Raw genomic sequence first — 18,852 nt, 5'->3', positions numbered from 1 at the left:
GGCGCGCTACCCGGCGAGGGTGGTGCGGGGCGGGCGCAGGCCCAGGCGTTCCGCCGGTGCGGCGAGTTCGGTGAGGACGGCGGTCAGCCGTTCCCGGTGGCGGTCCCCGATCCGGCCCGTGTCGTCGAGGTGCACCGCGCAGGCGGTCGTCGTGTCGACGAGCCGTTCGAGGAGGCCGGCCACCTCGTCCGCGCCCTCGGTGTGCCGGGCGAGGGCGGGCAGTTCGTGGGCGGCGAGCGAGATGGCGGTACGGGCCTCGGCGAGCGTGCGGTAGGCCTCGCGGCGCAGGGTCCAGCGGGTGGCGCGGTGATCGGAAGGGGTGCCCGCGGTCCCGATGCGCGGTGCTCCGGACTCGTCGAGGACATGGGTGAGGTAGGCGTACGCCGCCTCGCTCGCCGCGGCGAGCCGGGCCCGCACTCCCCCGCCGCGCTGCCCGGGCATCGGCAGGTGGCCGACGATCAGCACGATGGCGCAGGCCAGCAGCGTCTCACCGATCCGGCCGGCGGAGGCCTGCGGTTCGCCGCCGACCATGACGAGGGCCAGGACGAGGACGGTGACGACGGCCGTCTGGGCGGCGAAGTGCCGGGTCGCCACGGGGATCAGCGCGCCGCTGAGGGCCACGAGCGCGATCAGCCCCTCGGGCCGGGGCAAAACCGCGGCGAACCCGGCGAACAGGAGCGCGCCGAGCACCGTCCCGGCGGCCCGGTTCAGCACGCGGGAGGCCAGCGGTCCCAGGTCGGGCTTGACGAGGAACACGGCGGTGGCGGGCAGCCAGTACCAGTGCTCGTGCTGCCCGTACCACCGGCTCTGGTGCAGGGCCTGGGCGACCGCCGCGCCGGCCCCGAAGCAGAGGGCGACGCGCAGCCCGTACTCACGCCCGGCGCCGCCGAGGGCGGCGCGCAGCCGGTCCCCGGTGGAGCGGGGCCGGGTGTGCAGGTCTCCGCCCCTGTCCTGGTCGAAGACCTCGGCGGCGTGCAGCAGGGCGTCGTCGAGGGCGCGCAGGGCGGGCGCGGAGCGGGAGGGGGCGGGCAGGGGCCCGGTGTGGGTGTTGCCCCGCACGGCGGCGGCGAGTCGCCTGGGGCCTTCGGAAGCCCGCCCGGACACGCCCTCCCCGGCCCAGGCCAGGGCGGTGGCGGCCTCGGCGAGGGGCAGGGCGGCGGCGTACTGGGCGTGCAGCCGCCGCTCGGCGGACGAGGAGGCGTACCGCCGCAACCGGGGCCCGGCCAGGGCGTCCTGGGCCTGGTCGAGGGCGGCGGTGAGCGCGGCCCGGCGGCGGAGGGCGTCGGGCCCGCCGGCGGCGTCGAGGAGGTCGGCGACGGCGTCGTACACCCCGGCGACCGCTTGCCGCTCCCCGTCGAACCGGAAGTCCCCGGCGAGCGATCCGGGTGTGGGCAGTGCCAGCCGGAGCACGAGCAGCCACCCGGCGCCCGCGAGGAAGGCGAGCGCGCGTTCCCAGCCCGGCTCGGGCAGGGGCATCCCGGCCCCGACCGCGGTACCGACGAGGACCTGCGTGCCGGTGGCGGACGCGACCGGACCCACCGCGCTCATGCCCCCGGCGACCAGTCCGACGACCGTGAACACCGCGGTGAGCGCGACCGGGCCCGTCCCCTGCCCGGCGTACGTGCCGGCGGCCAGCCCCAGGGCGCCGCCGAGCGCGGGCACCCCGAGCCGCTTGACCGAGGCCCGCCTGCTCCCGGGCCGGTCGTTGATCCCGGCGAGCATGGCGGCGATGGCGGCGACGACACCGAGGGTGGTGTGGCCGGTCGCGACGGCGGCGAGCAGCAGCGGCCCGGCCGACAGGGCCCCCCGCGTGACCGCGCTCCAGGGCACCGGGCCCCGCTGTGCGCGCAGGGCGTGCGCGAGCCAGGGCGGAAGGTGCGGGGCGGGGCGGCGGGACACGGGGCTCCTGTCGTCCGGTCGGAGGCGGGGGTGTGCCTTCGGGCGACGGTGGCCGGGGCGTGGTGTGGTCTCCACGGTAGGCCGGGTTCCTGGAGGAAAGGTTTCCGGAACGTGACGGCCGGCGTCCGGACCCGCGTTCTTTATGTACGCAACCGGTGAGCCGGTCACGGCAACCTTTCCGAGCCCGGCGGCCACTGACGAGTCGGAAGCGCGCGTTCTCCCGAACCACGCAAGGACTCGAAGGACTCATCCGTGGCATCCGCATCCCACCGCCGCCCCCGTTCCCGTGCCCGCATGGCTCTGATGTGCGCCGTCGTCGTGACGGCCGTGGGCCTGCTCGTCTCCCTGGTGGTGGCGCTCCGGCCCGGGGGCGGCCCGGACGGCGTGCGCACGGCGGCCGGGCCCGACGCCGGTGGCCGCCCGGGCACCACGGCCACCAGCGCGAGTCCGGCACCGGCCTCCGGTGCCGGCGCGAGATCCAGCCCCTCGGCGACGACGTCCCCCTCGAACCGGCCCACGCCGACGGCCACCCCGACCCGCCCCGCGCCCGCCCCGCGGACCTCGGCGCGGCGGACGTCCGGTACGGCGCCGTCGGCGGGGCGCATCAAGCCCGGCGTCACGTACCAGGGGATCGCCACGCACTACGACGCCGCCGACGGCGACGGTGCCTGCTCGTACGGCCCGAGCCCCGACCTGATGGTCGCGGCGATGAACCACACCGACTACGAGACGTCCGCTGCCTGCGGGGCGTACCTCCTGGTGCGGGCGGCGAACGGCGCCTCCGTGACCGTCCGGGTCACCAACGAGTGCCCGCTGCCCTGCGCCCCGGGGCAGCTGGATCTGAGCAAGCAGGCCTTCGCGAAGCTCGCCGGCCTGTCCGCCGGCCGGATACCGGTCAGCTGGCGGCTGCTGAGCCCCGCCACGTCCGGCACGGTCTCGATCCGTTACAAGACCGGCTCCAGCCGCCACTGGTGCGGCGTCCAGGCCCTCGGGCACCGCAACCCCCTGGCCCGTCTGGAGGTCGCCACGGGCAGCGGCTGGCGGCGGCTGGCCCGCACGGAGTACAACTACTTCCTCTCCCCCGACGGCACCGGCTGCGGTGGTCCCCTCAGGCTCACCGACATCCACGGCGAACAGCTCACCGTCGACGGCGTGCCGGTACGCCCGGACGCGGTGCAGCCGACGGGCGTCCAGTTCGCGCGGCACCCGTCGCCCTGAACGCGTGGGTGAGCGGTGCGCGCGGGGTGAGGCGAAATATGGGGTGCGCCCGTCCCGTCGGGCCTCGCATGATCGTCAGGTTGCCCGGTTGCCGTCCGCAGCGCCGTCGTGCGCAGATCGGAGCCCTCAGATGATCCGCCGAGTCACCGTCCCGAGTCTCTTCCCGCCGCCCGCCTACTCCCACGTCTCCGTCGTCGAGGCGGGCGCGCGGCTGGCCTTCCTGGCCGGGTCCGTGCCCCTGGACGCCGGCGGTGAGCTGGTCGGTCCGGGGGATCCCGTGCGGCAGGCCGAGCAGGTGATCGCCAATCTGCGCGAGCAGCTGCGGGCCGTCGGCAGCGACCTGGAGCACGTGGTGGCGACCGACGTGTACGTGGTGAGCGGGGAGCCGTCCGTGCTCTCCGCCGTCTGGGCCGTCGTGGAGGCGTCGGGGCTCAGCGCGGGGCCGCACTCCTCGACGCTGATCGGCGTGGCGTGCCTGGGGTACTCGGGACAGCTGGTGGAGATCACCGCGACAGCCGTCGTTCCCGAGTAGGCGGGGGCCCCCGGGCCCGGAACCCGGCGCCCGCGGCGGGTTCCCGGTGAGGGTGGAGGACCGCCATGTTGATCGAGCATCGCGGGCAGCGTCCCGTCGTCCCCGGGTCCGCGTACGTCGCCCCGACGGCCGTGCTGTGCGGGGCCGTCGTCCTCGGTGAGCGCAGCCGGGTGCTGCACGGGGCCGTGCTCACCGCCGAGGACGGGCAGGTGCGGGTGGGCTCGGACTCCGTCGTCATGGAGAACGCGCTGGTGAGGGGGCGGGCCCGGCACCCCGCCGTGGTCGGCGACGCGGTGCTCGTCGGGCCGCACGCGCACGTCAACGGCGGGACGCTGGAGGACGAGGTCTTCGTCGCCACCGGCGCCTGCGTCTTTCCCGGGGCCGTCGCGGGCGCCGGCTGCGAACTGCGCATCCACAGCGTGCTGCATGTCAACTCCGTGCTGCCGCCCGGCACGGTCCTGCCCATCGGCTGGATCGCGGCGGGAGCGCCCCGGGCGCGGCTGTTCGCGCCCGGCGAGCACGACGAGCTGTGGCAGATCCAGGAGGCGCTGGACTTCCCCGGCACGGTGTACGGCCTTCCACGCGGCACCCCGATGCGCACGCTCATGGCCCGGCAGGCGGCGTTCTACGCGGCCCATCGCGACGACGTCACACTCGACGGCCCGTCATGAGCCGCCGCCGTCCGGCCGGCCCCACACCCTGCGTTTGGGCAGCGGCCCGGCGTAGCCGCCCACCCGGCTGGTCGTCAGCCCCAGCGCCACCAGCGACTCCGCCAGTTTGACCGCGGCACCGACCCCGTCGACGACCGGCAGGCCGAGCTTCTCGCCGACCGCGCGCCGCAGCCCGGTCATGCCGGCGCAGCCCAGCACCAGCACCTCCGCCCCGGCCGCGCGGGCCCGCTCGGCCGCGGCGAGGAACGCCGTCTCGGTACGCTCGTCGTCGCCGAGGTCGAGCACCTTCAGGCCCGTGCCGACGACCGCGGCGCAGTTGCGTGCGACGCCCGCCGTCTCCAGGCTGTCCTCGATCTGGCCGCGGGAGCGCTCCAGTGTGGTGACGACCCCGTAGCGGCGGCCCAGCAGGCAGGCCAGATGGGCCGCCGCCTCGGTGATGTCGACGACGGGGACGTCCACCAGTTCCCGTACGCCCTCGCGCCCGTGCTCCCCGAACCCGGCCATCACCACGGCGTCGTACGGCGGCCCGGCATAGGTCCGCAGCGTGTCGAGGACGGCGGCAGCGGACAGGTAGCTGTCGAGCCAGCCCTCCGCCGAGGCCGGCCCCCAGGCGGGGGTCAGTCCGGTCACGGTGGTGCCCGGGCCTGCGGCGGCCCGGGCACCTCGCACGATCTCCTCGGTCATCTCCTGCGTGGTGTTGCAGTTGGTGACGACGATCCGCACGTCTCTCAGACCTCCGCGGTGACGCGCTCGGGCCGGCACAGCACCGCGTACAGTCCGGCCGCGATCGCCGTGCCGATGAACCAGGAGTACGGCGCCACGTCGCTGAACGTCGTCACCAGGGCGAGCACCGCCGCGACCCCGGCCGCCGGCAGGAACGCCCACAGCGCCTTCGGGTTGAAGCCCTTGCGGTAGTGGTAGCGGGAGCCGGGGGTGGCGTCGAACAGCTCGTCGACGTTCACACGGCCGCGCTTGACCCAGTAGTAGTCGACCATGATCACCCCGAACAGCGGCCCGAGGAAGGCGCCGAGGCCGCCGAGGAAGTAGTTGACGACCGTCGGGTTGGAGAACAGGTTCCAGGGAGTGACCAGCAGGGCCGCGACCGTGCTGATCATGCCGCCGACCTTGAAGGTGATCTTCTGCGGCCAGACGTTGGCCAGGTCGTACGCCGGCGAGACGAAGTTGGCGACGATGTTGACGCCCATGGTCGCGATGGCGAAGGTCAGGGCGCCCACCACCAGCACCCAGGTGGTGCCGATCTCGGCGACCAGGTGGGCCGGGTCGGTGATCTCCTTGCCGAAGACCTCGAAGGCGCCCGCGGTGACGATGACCGAGACGATCACGAAGGCCGTCGAGTTGACGGGCAGGCCCCAGAAGTTGCCGCGTTTGACGGACCTGTAGTCGGGCGCGAAGCGGGAGAAGTCGCAGAAGTTGAGCATGAGCGTGCCGTAGGTGGCGAGGACCAGGCCGATCGCGCCGAACCACTGGCGCCACTGCTCGCCGGCCGACACCGGGTGCGGGGTGGAGGTGAGGGAGATCGTCCAGTCGGCCTTGGCCAGGATCCACACGGCCAGCGCGATCATCACGAGCCAGATCGCCGGACCGCAGAAGTCCTGGAACCTGCGCACCGACTCCATGCCGCGGCTGATGATCGCGGCTTGGACGAGCCACAGGGCGATGAAGGAGACCCAGCCGAGCGCGTCGAGCCCGAGGAAGGAGTTGTGCGTCCAGGACTCCAGACCCGGCCAGGCCGCCAGCAGCATCACGTTGACGGCGACGGAGGCGAGGTAGGTCTGGATGCCGTACCACATGATGGCGATCACGGCCCTGATCAGCGCCGGGATGTTGGCGCCCCAGACACCGAAGGCGATCCGGCTGACCACCGGGAAGGGCACGCCGTGGCGCTGGCCGATCTTCCCCATCCAGTTCATGCCGATGTAGATGATCACGAACCCGGCGAGCAGGGACGTGAAGATCTGCCAGACGTTCATGCCGAGGAAGAGCAGCCCGGCGGCGAACGTGTAGTTGCCGAGGTTGTGGACGTCGGACATCCACATGGCGAACAGGTCGAAGACCTTCCAGTTGCGCTTCTTCGCGGGCGCGAGGTCTTCGTTCGTGAGCCGCGGATCGGGGACGAACGCGGGGGTGCCGGTGGCGGCGGCACGGTCGGCGAGGGACACGGGGCCTCCCTGAGCAAGGGGACGGAGGACAGCTCGGCGGGGACTGCTCGACAGGGACTGCTCGACAGGGACTGGCATCGGGCACCGGCTCGGCGCAACCGCTCAGCGGGGGTTTGGTATACCAAACTGCGCTCATGGTCTCCCCGTCAACCGTTCCGACCGATGTCGCTCCCGTTAACGCTCCGTAAAACACGCCCCGCGTCGACGAAGATGGGCCGCATGACGAAGATCGAACCCCTCGGAGCGGTACGCGCACGCGTCACGGCCGCGCTGCGCCAGGAGATCATCGCGGGCAGCCTCCGCCCCGGTGACCGCCTGGTCGAACGCGAGCTGGCGGAGCGTTTCGGCGTCTCGCGCGTGCCGGTCCGGGAGGCGATCCGGTCCCTCGTCGCCGAGGGCTTCGTCCACTTCGAGACACCGCGCCGCACGGTCGTGCGCCGCCTCACCCCGACCGACGTCAAGGAACTCTTCGAACTGCGCGAGGCCCTGGAGGTCTACGCCGCCGGACTCGCGGCCTCCCGCGCGACCCCCGAGGATCTGGCCGAGGTACGGGAACTCCTCGACCGCGCGGCCGCCGCCACCGAGGCGGAGGACGCCGAGGCGATCACGGACGTCAACAGCCGGCTGCACGACCGCATCGTCGCGATGGCGGGCAACAGCCTGCTGACCGAGGCCCTGGAACCGGTCGCCGGCCGGCTGCGCTGGATGACCCGCCGGAACGAGGAGTGGCCCCAGCTCCTCGTGGAACACCGCGAGCTGTACGAGGCGATCGCCTCCGGCGACCCGGACCGGGCCCGCGCCCACGCGCTGACGCACGTACGGACCAACTACCGCTCCACCGTGCGGCACCTGTTCGGGGAGGACGCTCCCTAGGGCTCGTCACCGACAGGGCTGAGCCCCGCCGCCCGCGCCGCTGTCCGCAGCACGTCACGCAGCATCGCGGGGGTGAGCCGGCCCGTGAAGGTGTTGCGCTGACTGACGTGGAAGCAGCCGAAGAGTTCCAGGTCGCCGTCGAGGACGTACCGGGCCCCGTGCGCGAAGGCGGGGCGGGGCCGGGGCACGGCCCAGCCCGCCTCCGCGAACGCGGGCAGCGCGGCCTGCCAGCCGAAGCCGCCCAGCACGACGGCCGCCCGCAGCGTCGGCCGCAGCAGCCGCAGTTCCTGCACGAGCCAGGGGCGGCAGGTGTCCCGCTCCCCGGGCGTCGGCTTGTTCTCGGGTGGGGCGCAGTGCACGGGCGAGGTGACGCGCACGCCGTACAGCTCCAGCCCGTCGTCCGCGTGCACGGCAGTGGGCTGCGAGGCGAGCCCGACGTCGTGCAGCGCCTCGTAGAGGACGTCACCGGAGCGGTCGCCGGTGAACATCCGGCCGGTGCGGTTGCCGCCGTGGGCGGCGGGGGCCAGCCCCACGATCAGCAGCCGCGCGTCCGCCGGCCCGAACCCGGGCACCGGCCGGCCCCAGTACGTCCAGTCCGCGAAGGCGGCGCGCTTGGTACGGGCCACCTCCTCACGCCAGGAGACCAGCCGCGGGCAGGCCCGGCAGTCGGCGATGCGCCGGTCGAGGAGGTCGAGGCCGCTGGCGTCCATCACTCCACGGTAGGCGCGGGCGCAGGACGTGACGCGCACGGGGTGCGGGACGGCCGCGCTCCCCCCAGCCACAGCAGGGCTCCGCACAGCAGGAGGGCACCGCTCAGCAGCCACGGCAGCGGCCCCGGCCGGAGGGCTCCGACGGCCAGGCCGGTGAGCGCGCCCACGAGCTGCTGGGCCAGGGACTGCACGGACAGGGCGGTGGCGCGGCGGGCGCTGGAGACGCGCCGGTGCAGCAGGTCGTTCTCGTTCGGCGACGCCGCGCCGAGGCCGAGATACACCAGGCCGAAGCCCGTGACCGCCAGCGCCGTGGCGAACGGATGGGCGCTGGACGCGGTGAGACCGAGCAGCAGCCCGGCCGCTCCGGCCCCGGAAATGCCCTCCCGGACGGCCGGACCATGGGGCTAAGGTCGGAGACATGGCTTCACGCGGTGCGGAGTACGACAGGACGAACGGAACCGGAGACACGGACAGGGCGTCCGGGGACACGGCGTCCGGGGCCGCGTCGTCCGCCGCTGCCGCCGACGGCGGCGCCGGGGCCGGCGAGGCGAAGACCCCGGACCCGAAGGTCGCCGCCGCCGTCGCCGCCGCCGAGGCCGCCGGACCGCAGGGCGGGCAGACCGTCCGCGTCGACAGCTGGATCTGGTCCGTCCGCCTGGTGAAGACCCGCTCCCTGGGCGCCAGCGCCTGCCGCGGCGGCCACGTGCGGGTCAACGGTGAGCGCGTGAAGCCGGCCCACGCCGTACGCGTCGGCGACGAGGTACGTCTGCGGCACGAAGGCCGGGAGCGGGTCGTCGTCGTGACCCGGCTGATCCGCAAGCGGGTCGGCGCCCCGGTGGCGGCGCAGTGCTACATCGACAACTCCCCTCCGCCGCCTCCCCGCGAGGCCGTCGCCCCGGCCGGCATCCGCGACCGCGGCGCGGGCCGCCCGACGAAGCGGGACCGCCGCGAGATCGAGCGTCTGCGCGGTCTGCACGGGCAAGGGCCCGGGAGCGGCTTCGGCCCGGGTCCGGGCCCGGGCGCCGGGTTCGGCCGTGGCTCCGGCGCCGGGTTCGGCCGTGACTCCGGCAGCGGGTCCGGCGCCGCTCACGGCAGCGGGTTCGGCAAGCCGAGGCCTTGACCTGGGGCCGTTTCCCGCGCGGACGGCGCACGCGTGGTGTGCCCCGAGCAGCCCGTCGGATCGGCCTCACGCCCCGCGCCGGAGCGACCGCCCCAACCGCAGCAGATCCGCGTTGTGCCCCCGCCGAGCCCAGGCTATGAGGGCCAGCGGCACGATCAGGATGAGCGGCGTCGCCGCGTACTCCCCGTCGAAGACCGCTGTCTGCACGACGAACGCGCCCACCATCAACGCGCTGAGCGCCATCGCCGCCACCGATTGCAGCACCGGGATCAGCAGGGCCACCGCTCCGGCCAGTTCGAGCACGCCGATGGTGTACATCCCCGCACTGCCCCAGCCGAGCTCGTCGAAGGACCTGGCCGCCGATTCGTGTCCGATCAGCTTGGGCAGGGCGCTGGCGACGGCGTAGAAGAGGGCGAGCAGGATCTGCAGGCCCCGCAGGGCGATCCGGGCACGCCGCCCGCGCGGGGTCGCGGACTCGCCGATGACGACACCGGCCGGGGCGGAAGGGGGGACGGACACGGTGGGATCGGAAGCGCTGGGGGCGGAAGCGGTGGCCTCGGACATGGAGATCTCCCCGGGGAACGATCGGTACTGGTGTCGCAGGGATGGACCGCCATTCGCCGTGGAACTCATCGCGGTCCGGCGATGGATCCGCCACCCGTCCCCGGCACCGGCACCGGCACCGCCCTCACCCACGTCCGGTCGTCCGTGAGATACCGGTCCACTGCGAGTCCCGCCTCGCCCAGGGCCTCCTCGAACTGCTCTCCGCTGAGCGGCCGGGCCCGGAAGGTCTGGGTCCAGACGGCGTCGGGGAACTCGTACTCCGCGCGCACCGAGTGGACGCCGTCACCGACCGGCTCGGAGGACACGACACGTACGGTGAAGCCGGCGGGGTCCACGCGCTCGCGCGGCACATTCGCGTGGTAGTCCTCGCCCTCCCGCTGGATCAGCACGCAGCCGCCCTCCGCGACATGGCGCGCGCACGTCCGCAGCAGGCCCCGCCGCACCTCGGCGTCTCCCGCGTGCACCAGGAACGACGCGAGCAGCACCGCGTCGAACGTCTCCCCCAGGTCCAGTTCCTCGATGGGGCTGCGTATCGTCCGGGCGCCGCGTACCCGCTCCAGCATCTCGGCTGACTCGTCCACCGCCGTGACCGTGAAACCGCGCTCCAGCAGCGCGTGCGTGATCCGTCCGACCCCGCTGCCGAGCTCCAGGACGCGCGCGCCCTCCGGCACCGCGGAGGCGATGATCTCCGGCTCGTCCCCGACGGGCAGCCGCGCGTACAGCTCCACCGCACAGCCGTCCGGGGTGATGGCCCCGGGTCCCGTCCCCTCGTACCCCTCACGCATTTTCTGCTCCATGCCTGTCCGACGGGCCTTCACCGCACGCCCGTTCCCCTCTCCGCCTCCTTCACCCGACCGAGTGAACCGAGCGACGACCGGGGACCCCGCGGCGGGGACAACAGGGGGCAGTGCGAGCAACGAACCCGGCCGTCCCCAGCCGCCGGCGGCCATGGTGAACCCTCGCCACGAGGGGTACGTTGCCTTCAGGAGTGGTGATCTGACGATGCGCACGGGCAGTGAACCGAGGACGGCGCGCAGCGCGCTGCGGGCCCGCTTCTGGCTGGCCGTGTGGGGGCTGGTCTGGGCGATCATCGGGACGGTCGCGTTCACGCTCGCCGGGCGGCCCGGGTGGGCCGTCGCCTGCGGGGTACTGCTGCTGATCGTCGCGGTCGACATCGCCGTCGTGCTGCGCCACATCCGCCAGGGCCCGCATTACCAGCCGGGGCCCGGCATCCCGCCCTACCGGCCGCTGGACGATCCCCCGCCGGGCCCGCGGCCGACGGGCGACCGGCCGGAGCGGCACCCGCCACCGGACGCCAGGCCCTAGCCGTACCGCCGGGCCGCCGGGCCGCCGGGCCGTGTCCGGCGGCCCGGCGGCGGTACCGCCTCACGAGTCGAAGCGCGCCGCCTTCAAGAACTCCGGGTTCGGATCGAGGGCGGCCGCCAGGCGGAAATGGCGCTTGGCCTGGTCGGCACGTCCCTGTCGCTCGAACGTGCGGGCGAGCGCGAAGTGCGCGAAGGCGTTGTCCGGTTCGCGCTCCAGAACGATCGAGAACTCGAGTTCCGCCGGCCGCAGCTGCGCCGCCGCGAAGAAGGCACGCGCGCGCAGCAGGCGCGCGGCGGTGTTCTCGGGGTGCGCGGCGATGACCTCGTCGAGCAGTTTCACCGCGCCCCGCGGATCGCGCGCCGCGAGCAGCTGCTCGGCGGCACGGAAGTCGATGACGTGCGTCTCCGGGGTACGTCCGGTCGAACCGCTGGTCTCGGGCACGGCAGAGTCCTTCCCTCACTCCCCCGGTTCAACGCCCCCTCGGGGTGCCGCTATTCCTGGGGGGACGGCTGGGACGCCTGGGATCTGCGCACGAGCTCGGCCCACACGTCCTGCACGCGGCGCCGCAGTTCCTCCAGCGGGACGTCGTTGTCGATCACGATGTCCGCGATCGCGCGGCGCTGCTCACGGGACGCCTGGGCGGCCATCCGCGCGCGGGCGTCCTCCTCGGTCATGCCCCGGTGCCGTACGAGCCGGTCGAGCTGGGTCTCGGGAGCGGCGTCGACGACGATCACCAGGTCGTAGAGGGGTGCCAGGCCGTTCTCCGTGAGCAGTGGGACGTCGTGGACGACGACCGCGTCCTCGGCCGCGGCCTCCTCCAGCTCACGGGAGCGGGCCCCCACCAGCGGGTGCACGATCGAGTTGAGGGTGGCGAGCTTCGCCGGGTCGGCGAAGACGATGGAGCCCAGCCTGGGCCGGTCCAGGCCGCCGTCGTCGGCGAGGATCTCCTCGCCGAAGGCCTCCACGACCGCGGCGAGCCCCGGTGTCCCCGGCGCGACGACCTCCCGGGCGATGCGGTCCGCGTCGATCAGCACGGCTCCGCACTCGACGAGCAGCCGTGACACCTCGCTCTTGCCGGCGCCGATGCCACCGGTCAGGCCCACCTTCAGCATGGCCGCAGCCTAGACGCTCCGCTGGGGCCGCCGGGCAGAGGGTGCCGGTCCGATGCCGGCGGTGCGGCAGTACGGAATCGCGGGCGCGCGGGTGGCAAGGGTGCTGGCGCGTGACCGGGGGGGCGGTGCGGGTACCCCGTGCCGGGCCGTGGGGGCCGGTCGCGCGGTGCCCCGCGCCCCCGGCCGGGAGCACCGCCCCCGGGTCAGCCGTCGCCCTCCCGTTCCGCCAGGAACTTCTCGAACTCACGGCCGATCTCGTCGGCCGACGGGATGTCCACCGGCTCGGCGAGCATGTTGCCGCGGGTCTCGGCGCCCGCCACGGCGTCGTACTGGTGCTCCAGGCCTTCGACGAGGGCGGTGAGGTCCTCGTCGCCCTCACGGATCTGCCGGTCGATCTCCGTCTGGGTGCGGTGGGCGTCCGAGCGCAGGGCGTGCGCGATGCCGGGCAGGACCAGTCCGGTCGCCGCCGTGATGGCCTCCAGAACCGTCAGGGCCGCGTCCGGGTAGGGCGAGCGGGCGATGTAGTGCGGGACGTGCGCGGCGACGCCCAGGACGTCGTGGCCGGCCTGGAGCAGCCGGTACTCGACGAGGGACTCGGCGCTGCCGGGCACCTGCGCCTCCTCGAACGGGCTGCGGTGGCCCGGGACGAGGTCGGTGCGGTTGCCGTGCGGGGTGAGGCCGACGGGCCGGGTGTGCGGTACGCCCATGGGGATGCCGTGGAAGTTCACGGAGAGGCGGACGCCGAGCCGTTCCACGATCTGCTGCACGGCTGCCGCGAACCGCTCCCACTCCACGTCCGGCTCGGGACCGGAGAGCAGCAGGAACGGGGCGCCCGTGGCGTCCTGGACGAGCCGCACCTCGATGGCGGGGTCCTCGTAGTCGCTCCAGCGGTCCCGCTTGAACGTGAGCAGCGGACGGCGGGCGCGGTAGTCGACGAGCCGGTCGTGGTCGAAGCGGGCGACGACCTGGTGGGGCAGCGAGTCGAGCAGCCGGTCGACGATCTGGTCGCCGGTCTCGCCCGCGTCGATGTATCCGTCGAAGTGGTAGAGCATGACAAGTCCGGCCGATTCCTGGGCGAGCGCCATGTCGACGACGGCCAGCCCCTTCGGCTCCCATGCGTACAAACCCTGCGGATCAAGCACAGTGACCGCTCCTCCTCGTGTCCGTACGTGACAACGCCACTGCGGGCAGCGGCATTCCCGGAGGAGGAAATTTCGATCTTGAAGGCCGGCACGGCGGCCCGGGCAGCACCGAGGGGCCGCACCTCGGAAGGTACGGCCCCTCGGTCAGGAGCTACTGCTCAGTGAGCGTTCAGCTCTGGCCGCCGGCGAGCTTCTCGCGGAGCGCGGCGAGCGCCTCGTCCGAGGCCAGCGCGCCGGAGTTGTCCGGGCCCTCGGAGGAGTACGAACCGCCACCGGACGCGGCCGGAGCGGCGGCCTCGCCACCCTCGGCAGCGGCCTTCTCGTCCGCCTCGCGGGACTTGATGACCTGCGCCTGGTGCTGCTCGAAGCGCTGCTGCGCCTCGGCGTACTGGCGCTCCCACTCCTCGCGCTGCTTCTCGTAGCCCTCGAGCCAGTCGTTGGTCTCGGGGTCGAAGCCCTCGGGGTAGATGTAGTTGCCCTGGTCGTCGTAGGACGCGGCCATGCCGTACAGGGTCGGGTCGAACTCGACCGCCGACGGGTCGGCACCGAAGGACTCGTTGGCCTGCTTCAGCGAGAGGCTGATGCGGCGGCGCTCGAGGTCGATGTCGATGACCTTGACGAAGATCTCGTCGTTGACCTGGACGACCTGCTCCGGGATCTCCACGTGGCGCTCGGCCAGCTCGGAGATGTGGACCAGACCCTCGATGCCCTCGTCCACGCGGACGAACGCACCGAACGGAACCAGCTTCGTGACCTTGCCGGGCACGACCTGGCCGATCTGGTGGGTGCGGGCGAACTGCTGCCACGGGTCTTCCTGGGTCGCCTTCAGCGACAGGGAGACGCGCTCGCGGTCCATGTCCACGTCGAGGACCTCGACGGTGACTTCCTGACCGACCTCGACGACCTCGGACGGGTGGTCGATGTGCTTCCAGGACAGCTCGGAGACGTGGACCAGGCCGTCGACGCCACCCAGGTCCACGAAGGCACCGAAGTTGACGATCGAGGAGACGACGCCGGAACGGACCTGACCCTTCTGGAGGGTCGTGAGGAACGTCTGGCGGACCTCGGACTGGGTCTGCTCCAGCCAGGCACGGCGGGACAGGACCACGTTGTTGCGGTTCTTGTCCAGCTCGATGATCTTCGCCTCGAGCTCCTTGCCCACGTAGGGCTGGAGGTCGCGGACGCGGCGCATCTCGACCAGGGAGGCCGGGAGGAAGCCACGGAGGCCGATGTCGAGGATGAGACCACCCTTGACGACCTCGATGACGGTACCGGTGACGATCCCGTCCTCTTCCTTGATCTTCTCGATGGTGCCCCAGGCACGCTCGTACTGGGCGCGCTTCTTCGAGAGGATCAGGCGGCCTTCCTTGTCCTCCTTCTGGAGGACGAGGGCCTCGATCTCGTCACCGACGGCGACGACCTCGTTCGGGTCGACGTCGTGCTTGATCGAGAGCTCGCGGCTCGGGATCACACCTTCGGTCTTGTAACCGATGTCGAGCAGGACCTCGTCCCGGTCGACCTTCACGATGACGCCGTCGACGATGTCGCCGTCGTTGAAGTACTTGATCGTCTCGTCGATCGCGGCGAGGAAGGCTTCCTCGTTACCGATGTCGTTGACCGCTACCTGCGGGGTGGTGGCGGTGGTCTCGGTGCTGCTCGTCATGTGGGAAAGGGCTCCGGTACGGACATTGAAGTCGTAGGTACTGCTACGCCGGGAGCCCGTTTCGCTCTGCAGAAGCCGGACAGCCAAGGAAGCGCCACACCAGATCGGTGGCGCCTCGACAACCGAGGGGACATACATACAGATGCGAGCGCAGCCTGCTACGTCTGAGGTGCGCAGGCCCGCAGCGCAACTTGTAGCATACGGGGGCAGCCGGGCAGGGTCAATGCGCGAAGCCGCCCACGCGGGGCGGAACACCGCATACCCGGCACAAGTCGTGTCGTCCGAGGCCACGCGGGGCCTTCGGCGACCCCTTCGTGACCTCCGGGACCGGCTGGACGGAAGAGTACGACGAGGGAGCCGATCATCCAAGAGCCCGAAGCGTCCGAACCCGAGGCCACGCGGCGTACCGCCGGGGTCGCGGAGAGCTCCCGCGCCAACCGTGGCTGGTGGGACCGCAACGCGGACGAGTACCAGACCGAGCACGGCACGTTCCTCGGCGACGACCGCTTCGTGTGGGGCCCCGAGGGCCTGGACGAGGTGGAGGCGGAGCTGCTCGGCCCGCCGGAGGAGCTGAAGGGCCGGGACGTGCTGGAGATCGGCGCCGGCGCCGCCCAGTGCTCGCGCTGGCTGGCCGCGCAGGGGGCACGTCCGGTGGCCCTGGACATCTCGCACCGGCAGTTGCAGCACGCCCTGCGGATCGGCGGATCGTTCCCGCTGGTGTGCGCCGACGCCGGTGCGCTGCCCTTCGCTGACGGCTCGTTCGACCTGGCCTGCTCCGCGTACGGGGCGCTGCCCTTCGTGGCCGATCCGCGGCTGGTGCTGCGCGAGGTGCGGCGGGTGCTGCGGCCGGGGGGCCGTCTCGTCTTCTCGGTGACGCACCCGATCCGCTGGGCCTTCCCGGACGAGCCGGGCCCCGAAGGGCTGTCGGTGTCGGGCTCGTACTTCGACCGCACCCCCTATGTCGAGGAGGACGAGGAGGGCCGCGCGGTCTACGTGGAGCACCACCGCACCCTCGGCGACCGCGTCCGGGACGTCGTCGCATCGGGCTTCCGGCTGGTCGACCTGGTGGAGCCGGAGTGGCCGGCCTGGAACACGTCCGAGTGGGGCGGCTGGTCGCCGCTGCGCGGGAACCTGATCCCGGGCACGGCCGTCTTCGTGTGCGAGCGAAGCTGAGGCACACGCGCGTGCGGGGCCGCCCCGCCGCCGTACGACACTGAGAACCGTGATCCGTTACGACGCCCTGGACGCCCTGCCCGTACGCGGTGCGCTGCCCGCCCTGGACGACGCCCTGGAGGGGCATGGCACCGCCGTGCTCGTGGCGCCGCCCGGCACCGGCAAGACGACCCTGGTGCCGCTGGCGCTGGCGGGCCTGCTCGGGGAGGGGCCCGGGCGGCGGGTGGTCGTGGCCGAGCCGCGGCGGATCGCGGCCCGGGCGGCGGCGCGGCGGATGGCCTGGCTGCTGGGTGAGCAGGTCGGCGAGAGCGTCGGCTACACCGTGCGGGGGGAGCGGGTCGTCGGGCGGCACGCGCGCGTGGAGGTCGTGACGACCGGTGTGCTGCTCCAGCGGCTGCAGCGCGACCAGGAGCTGGCGGGCGTGGACGTGGTGGTGCTCGACGAGTGTCATGAGCGGCATCTGGACGCGGACACCGCGGCCGCCTTCCTGTGGGACGTGCGCGAGACGCTGCGGCCGGAACTGCGGCTGGTGGCCGCGTCGGCGACGACCGACGCCCAGGGGTGGGCGGAGCTGCTGGGCGGCGCCCCGGTGGTCGAGGCGCGCGGGGCGGCCCACCCGGTCGACGTGGTGTGGGCGCCGCCGGCGCGCCCTGTGCGGCCGCCGCACGGGATGCGGGTCGATCCGGCGCTGCTGACGCACGTGGCGTCGGTGGTGCGGCGGGCGCTGGCCGAGCGCGAGGGGGACGTGCTGTGCTTCCTGCCGGGCGTCGGGGAGATCGCCCGGGTCGCCGGGCAGCTCGGGGAGCCGGCCGGGGTGGACGTGCTGCAGGTGCACGGGCGGGCGCCGGCGGCCGTGCAGGACGCCGTGCTGACCGCCGGGGAGCGGCGGCGGGTGGTGCTGTCGACGTCCGTCGCGGAGTCGTCGCTGACGGTGCCGGGGGTGCGGGTCGTCGTGGACTCGGGGTTGGCGCGTGAGCCGCGGGTGGACCACGCGCGCGGGCTGAGCGCGCTGACGACCGTGCGGGCGTCGCGTGCGGCCGGGCGGCAGCGGGCGGGCCGGGCCGGGCGTGAGGCGCCGGGGGTGGTGTACCGGTGCTGGACGGAGGGCGAGGACGCGCGTCTGCCGCGGTACCCGTCGCCGGAGATCAAGGTGGCCGATCTGACGGCGTTCGCGCTGCAGGTGGCGTGCTGGGGTGATCCGGACGCGTCCGGGCTCGCGCTGCTGGACGCGCCGCCCTCCGGGGCCATGGCGGCGGCCCGGGAGGTGCTGCGGGCCGTGGGGGCGGTCGATGCCGGTGGGCGGGCCACCGAGCGGGGTGCCGCGCTGGCCCGGCTGGGGCTGCATCCGCGGCTGGGGCGGGCCCTGGTCGATTCGGTGCCGCTGGTGGGGGCCGAGCGGGCCGCCGAGGTCGTCGCGCTGTTGAGCGAGGAGGCCCCCCGGGAGTACGGGGACGATCTCGCGGGTGCGTTGCGCCGGGCCCGGCGCGGGGGTGACGCCTACGCCTCGCGGTGGCGCAGTGAGGTCCGGCGGCTGCGGGCGGTCGTCTCCGGGGCTTCCCGTTCTCCCGGCGGTGACACGCCCCGCGATGCCGGGGTCGGGGCGCAGGCTCCGGAGGAGCGGCAGGTCGGGGTCGTCGCCGCCCTCGCCTTCCCCGAGCGCGTCGCCAGGAGCGACGGCGGGTCGTACCTCATGGTCTCCGGGACCCGTGCCGAGGTCGGTGACGCGAGTGCGCTGCGGGACGTCCCCTGGATGGCCGTCGCCGTCGCGGACCGGCCCCTCGGGAAGGGGCACGCGCGCGTGCGGCTCGGGGCGGCGGTCGACGAGGACGTGGCGCGGCTCGCGGCCGGGGCGCTGCTGGACGAGCGGGACGAGGTCGGATGGGACGGCGGGGACGTCGTGGCGCGGCGGGTGGAGCGGCTGGGGGCCGTGGAGCTGACCGTGCGGGCGCTGCGGGAGACCGATCCGGGGCTCGTGCGCGGCGCGCTGCTGGAGGGGCTGCGGCGGGAGGGGTTCGGGCTGCTGCGGTGGTCGCCGGACGCCCTGGTGCTGCGGCAGCGGCTGGCGTTTCTGCGGCTGCACCTCGGTGAGCCCTGGCCGGACGTCGGGGACGACGCCCTCCACGCGCGCGTGGACGAGTGGCTGGAGCCCGAGCTGAGCCGGGCCCGGCGGCGGGCCGATCTGGCGCGGATCGACGCCGGGCAGGCGCTGACCCGGCTGTTGCCGTGGGCGTCCGGGGCAGCGGGGCGGCTGGACGAACTGGCGCCGGAGCGGATGACCGTGCCGAGCGGATCGCGGATCCGGATCGACTACGCGCGGCCGGAGCAGCCGGTGCTCGCGGTGAAGCTGCAGGAGATGTTCGGCCTGCAGGAGTCGCCGCGGGTCGCCGGGGTGCCGCTGCTCGTGCATCTGCTCTCCCCGGCGGGGCGGCCGGCGGCCGTCACCGCCGACCTCGCCTCGTTCTGGCGGGACGGCTACAAGGGGGTACGGGCGGAGCTGCGCGGGCGGTATCCGAAACATCCGTGGCCGGAGGACCCGGCCGGGGCCGAGCCGACGCGGCACACCAACGCGCGGCTCAGGCGGTGACGGGCGACGGGTCCTCCGTCCGTGTGGCGGCGGGGCCCGACCGGCGGCGGCACGTCCCCGGGGGCTTCCCCACGGACGGAGCTGA

The 18,852-nt window shown here is 73.7% G+C and carries 19 protein-coding genes; 8 read left to right on the top strand and 11 right to left on the bottom strand.

Annotated elements, in window-relative coordinates; genetic code table 11:
* Window positions 1-6: 6 nt before the first annotated feature.
* Window positions 7-1,899: an FUSC family protein gene (locus ACF07N_RS28810; protein WP_383331688.1), complete on the bottom strand. Its 1,893-nt coding sequence runs from the start codon at window positions 1,897-1,899 to the stop codon at window positions 7-9.
* A gap of 294 nt (window positions 1,900-2,193) precedes the next feature.
* Between ACF07N_RS28810 and ACF07N_RS28805 the strand changes: the two genes are divergently transcribed.
* The 3 genes from ACF07N_RS28805 (at window position 2,194) to ACF07N_RS28795 (ending at window position 4,320) form a co-directional block, all read left to right on the top strand.
* Window positions 2,194-3,117, top strand: a complete 924-nt coding sequence (locus ACF07N_RS28805; RefSeq protein WP_392118341.1) for an expansin EXLX1 family cellulose-binding protein — start codon at window positions 2,194-2,196, stop codon at window positions 3,115-3,117.
* 130 nt (window positions 3,118-3,247) lie between these two features.
* The gene (locus ACF07N_RS28800; protein ID WP_392118338.1) at window positions 3,248-3,649 is read left to right on the top strand and encodes a RidA family protein; all 402 of its coding nucleotides are present in this window, start codon (window positions 3,248-3,250) and stop codon (window positions 3,647-3,649) included.
* 65 nt (window positions 3,650-3,714) lie between these two features.
* Window positions 3,715-4,320, top strand: a complete 606-nt coding sequence (locus ACF07N_RS28795) for a gamma carbonic anhydrase family protein (RefSeq protein WP_392118335.1) — start codon at window positions 3,715-3,717, stop codon at window positions 4,318-4,320.
* On the opposite strand, the gene ACF07N_RS28790 is transcribed toward ACF07N_RS28795, so the two are convergent.
* On the bottom strand, window positions 4,315-5,043 hold the full coding sequence (locus ACF07N_RS28790) for an aspartate/glutamate racemase family protein (protein WP_383584495.1): 729 nt from the start codon (window positions 5,041-5,043) through the stop codon (window positions 4,315-4,317). The genes ACF07N_RS28795 and ACF07N_RS28790 overlap by 6 nt on opposite strands.
* Before the next feature lie 5 nt (window positions 5,044-5,048).
* Window positions 5,049-6,500 (bottom strand): NCS1 family nucleobase:cation symporter-1, encoded by a 1,452-nt coding sequence (locus tag ACF07N_RS28785; RefSeq protein ID WP_392118332.1) that lies wholly within the window; start codon window positions 6,498-6,500, stop codon window positions 5,049-5,051.
* 219 nt (window positions 6,501-6,719) lie between these two features.
* On the opposite strand from ACF07N_RS28785, the gene ACF07N_RS28780 reads away from it, so the two are divergent.
* Window positions 6,720-7,373 (top strand): GntR family transcriptional regulator, encoded by a 654-nt coding sequence (locus ACF07N_RS28780; RefSeq protein WP_383331670.1) that lies wholly within the window; start codon window positions 6,720-6,722, stop codon window positions 7,371-7,373.
* On the opposite strand, the gene ACF07N_RS28775 is transcribed toward ACF07N_RS28780, so the two are convergent.
* Together ACF07N_RS28775 and ACF07N_RS28770 are read right to left on the bottom strand one after the other, a co-directional pair.
* Window positions 7,370-8,083 (bottom strand): uracil-DNA glycosylase, encoded by a 714-nt coding sequence (locus tag ACF07N_RS28775; RefSeq protein WP_392118329.1) that lies wholly within the window; start codon window positions 8,081-8,083, stop codon window positions 7,370-7,372. The two genes, ACF07N_RS28780 and ACF07N_RS28775, sit on opposite strands and share 4 nt — an antisense overlap.
* A complete protein-coding gene (locus ACF07N_RS28770) occupies window positions 8,083-8,364 on the bottom strand; it encodes a hypothetical protein (RefSeq protein ID WP_383331664.1) in 282 nt (93 codons plus the stop codon). Before ACF07N_RS28770 ends, ACF07N_RS28775 begins: the two co-directional genes overlap by 1 nt.
* A gap of 137 nt (window positions 8,365-8,501) precedes the next feature.
* On the opposite strand from ACF07N_RS28770, the gene ACF07N_RS28765 reads away from it, so the two are divergent.
* Window positions 8,502-9,203: an RNA-binding S4 domain-containing protein gene (locus ACF07N_RS28765; RefSeq protein ID WP_392118326.1), complete on the top strand. Its 702-nt coding sequence runs from the start codon at window positions 8,502-8,504 to the stop codon at window positions 9,201-9,203.
* Between the two features lie 66 nt (window positions 9,204-9,269).
* Here the strand turns inward: ACF07N_RS28765 and ACF07N_RS28760 are convergent, their stop codons facing one another.
* Entirely contained in the window at window positions 9,270-9,767 is a 498-nt protein-coding gene (locus tag ACF07N_RS28760; RefSeq protein ID WP_392118323.1) for a DoxX family protein, read from the bottom strand.
* A 65-nt stretch (window positions 9,768-9,832) separates the two neighbouring features.
* The gene (locus tag ACF07N_RS28755) at window positions 9,833-10,552 is read right to left on the bottom strand and encodes a class I SAM-dependent methyltransferase (protein ID WP_392118320.1); all 720 of its coding nucleotides are present in this window, start codon (window positions 10,550-10,552) and stop codon (window positions 9,833-9,835) included.
* Window positions 10,553-10,769: 217 nt separating this feature from the next.
* Between ACF07N_RS28755 and ACF07N_RS28750 the strand changes: the two genes are divergently transcribed.
* Entirely contained in the window at window positions 10,770-11,093 is a 324-nt protein-coding gene (locus ACF07N_RS28750) for a DUF6343 family protein (RefSeq protein WP_392118317.1), read from the top strand.
* A gap of 60 nt (window positions 11,094-11,153) precedes the next feature.
* On the opposite strand, the gene ACF07N_RS28745 is transcribed toward ACF07N_RS28750, so the two are convergent.
* From ACF07N_RS28745 to rpsA, 4 genes are all read right to left on the bottom strand, one after another.
* Window positions 11,154-11,534 (bottom strand): tetratricopeptide repeat protein, encoded by a 381-nt coding sequence (locus ACF07N_RS28745; RefSeq protein WP_383331649.1) that lies wholly within the window; start codon window positions 11,532-11,534, stop codon window positions 11,154-11,156.
* A gap of 50 nt (window positions 11,535-11,584) precedes the next feature.
* The gene (coaE, locus tag ACF07N_RS28740; RefSeq protein WP_383331646.1) at window positions 11,585-12,205 is read right to left on the bottom strand and encodes a dephospho-CoA kinase; all 621 of its coding nucleotides are present in this window, start codon (window positions 12,203-12,205) and stop codon (window positions 11,585-11,587) included.
* Window positions 12,206-12,408: 203 nt separating this feature from the next.
* Window positions 12,409-13,347, bottom strand: coding sequence for a PAC2 family protein (locus ACF07N_RS28735; RefSeq protein WP_383331643.1), 939 nt, complete (start codon window positions 13,345-13,347; stop codon window positions 12,409-12,411).
* Window positions 13,348-13,516: 169 nt separating this feature from the next.
* Window positions 13,517-15,010: a 30S ribosomal protein S1 gene (rpsA, locus tag ACF07N_RS28730; protein ID WP_114251453.1), complete on the bottom strand. Its 1,494-nt coding sequence runs from the start codon at window positions 15,008-15,010 to the stop codon at window positions 13,517-13,519.
* Window positions 15,011-15,373: 363 nt separating this feature from the next.
* Here rpsA and ACF07N_RS28725 point away from each other — a divergent pair, with 363 nt between their 5' ends.
* Window positions 15,374-16,183, top strand: a complete 810-nt coding sequence (locus ACF07N_RS28725) for a class I SAM-dependent methyltransferase (protein WP_383586687.1) — start codon at window positions 15,374-15,376, stop codon at window positions 16,181-16,183.
* Between the two features lie 49 nt (window positions 16,184-16,232).
* Window positions 16,233-18,767, top strand: coding sequence for an ATP-dependent helicase HrpB (hrpB, locus tag ACF07N_RS28720; protein WP_392118312.1), 2,535 nt, complete (start codon window positions 16,233-16,235; stop codon window positions 18,765-18,767).
* Window positions 18,768-18,852: the final 85 nt, after the last annotated feature.

Origin of the sequence: Streptomyces sp. NPDC015242 (assembly GCF_043079125.1) — a bacterium.
Lineage (GTDB): Bacteria > Actinomycetota > Actinomycetes > Streptomycetales > Streptomycetaceae > Streptomyces.
Note: the sequence above shows the minus strand (reverse complement) of the source record. Positions and strands in the feature narration are given on the sequence as shown.

What these genes read in the sequence shown, in the direction of transcription:
- coaE (WP_383331646.1), bottom strand. Translation starts at nt 12,205, where the DNA reads ATGCTGAAGGTGGGCCTGACCGGTGGCATCGGCGCCGGCAAGAGCGAG.
- rpsA (WP_114251453.1), bottom strand. Translation starts at nt 15,010, where the DNA reads ATGACGAGCAGCACCGAGACCACCGCCACCACCCCGCAGGTAGCGGTC.
- ACF07N_RS28795 (WP_392118335.1), top strand. Translation starts at nt 3,715, where the DNA reads ATGTTGATCGAGCATCGCGGGCAGCGTCCCGTCGTCCCCGGGTCCGCG.
- ACF07N_RS28805 (WP_392118341.1), top strand. Translation starts at nt 2,194, where the DNA reads ATGGCTCTGATGTGCGCCGTCGTCGTGACGGCCGTGGGCCTGCTCGTC.
- ACF07N_RS28775 (WP_392118329.1), bottom strand. Translation starts at nt 8,083, where the DNA reads ATGGACGCCAGCGGCCTCGACCTCCTCGACCGGCGCATCGCCGACTGC.
- ACF07N_RS28765 (WP_392118326.1), top strand. Translation starts at nt 8,502, where the DNA reads ATGGCTTCACGCGGTGCGGAGTACGACAGGACGAACGGAACCGGAGAC.
- ACF07N_RS28780 (WP_383331670.1), top strand. Translation starts at nt 6,720, where the DNA reads ATGACGAAGATCGAACCCCTCGGAGCGGTACGCGCACGCGTCACGGCC.
- ACF07N_RS28750 (WP_392118317.1), top strand. Translation starts at nt 10,770, where the DNA reads ATGCGCACGGGCAGTGAACCGAGGACGGCGCGCAGCGCGCTGCGGGCC.
- ACF07N_RS28755 (WP_392118320.1), bottom strand. Translation starts at nt 10,552, where the DNA reads ATGCGTGAGGGGTACGAGGGGACGGGACCCGGGGCCATCACCCCGGAC.
- ACF07N_RS28760 (WP_392118323.1), bottom strand. Translation starts at nt 9,767, where the DNA reads ATGTCCGAGGCCACCGCTTCCGCCCCCAGCGCTTCCGATCCCACCGTG.
- ACF07N_RS28800 (WP_392118338.1), top strand. Translation starts at nt 3,248, where the DNA reads ATGATCCGCCGAGTCACCGTCCCGAGTCTCTTCCCGCCGCCCGCCTAC.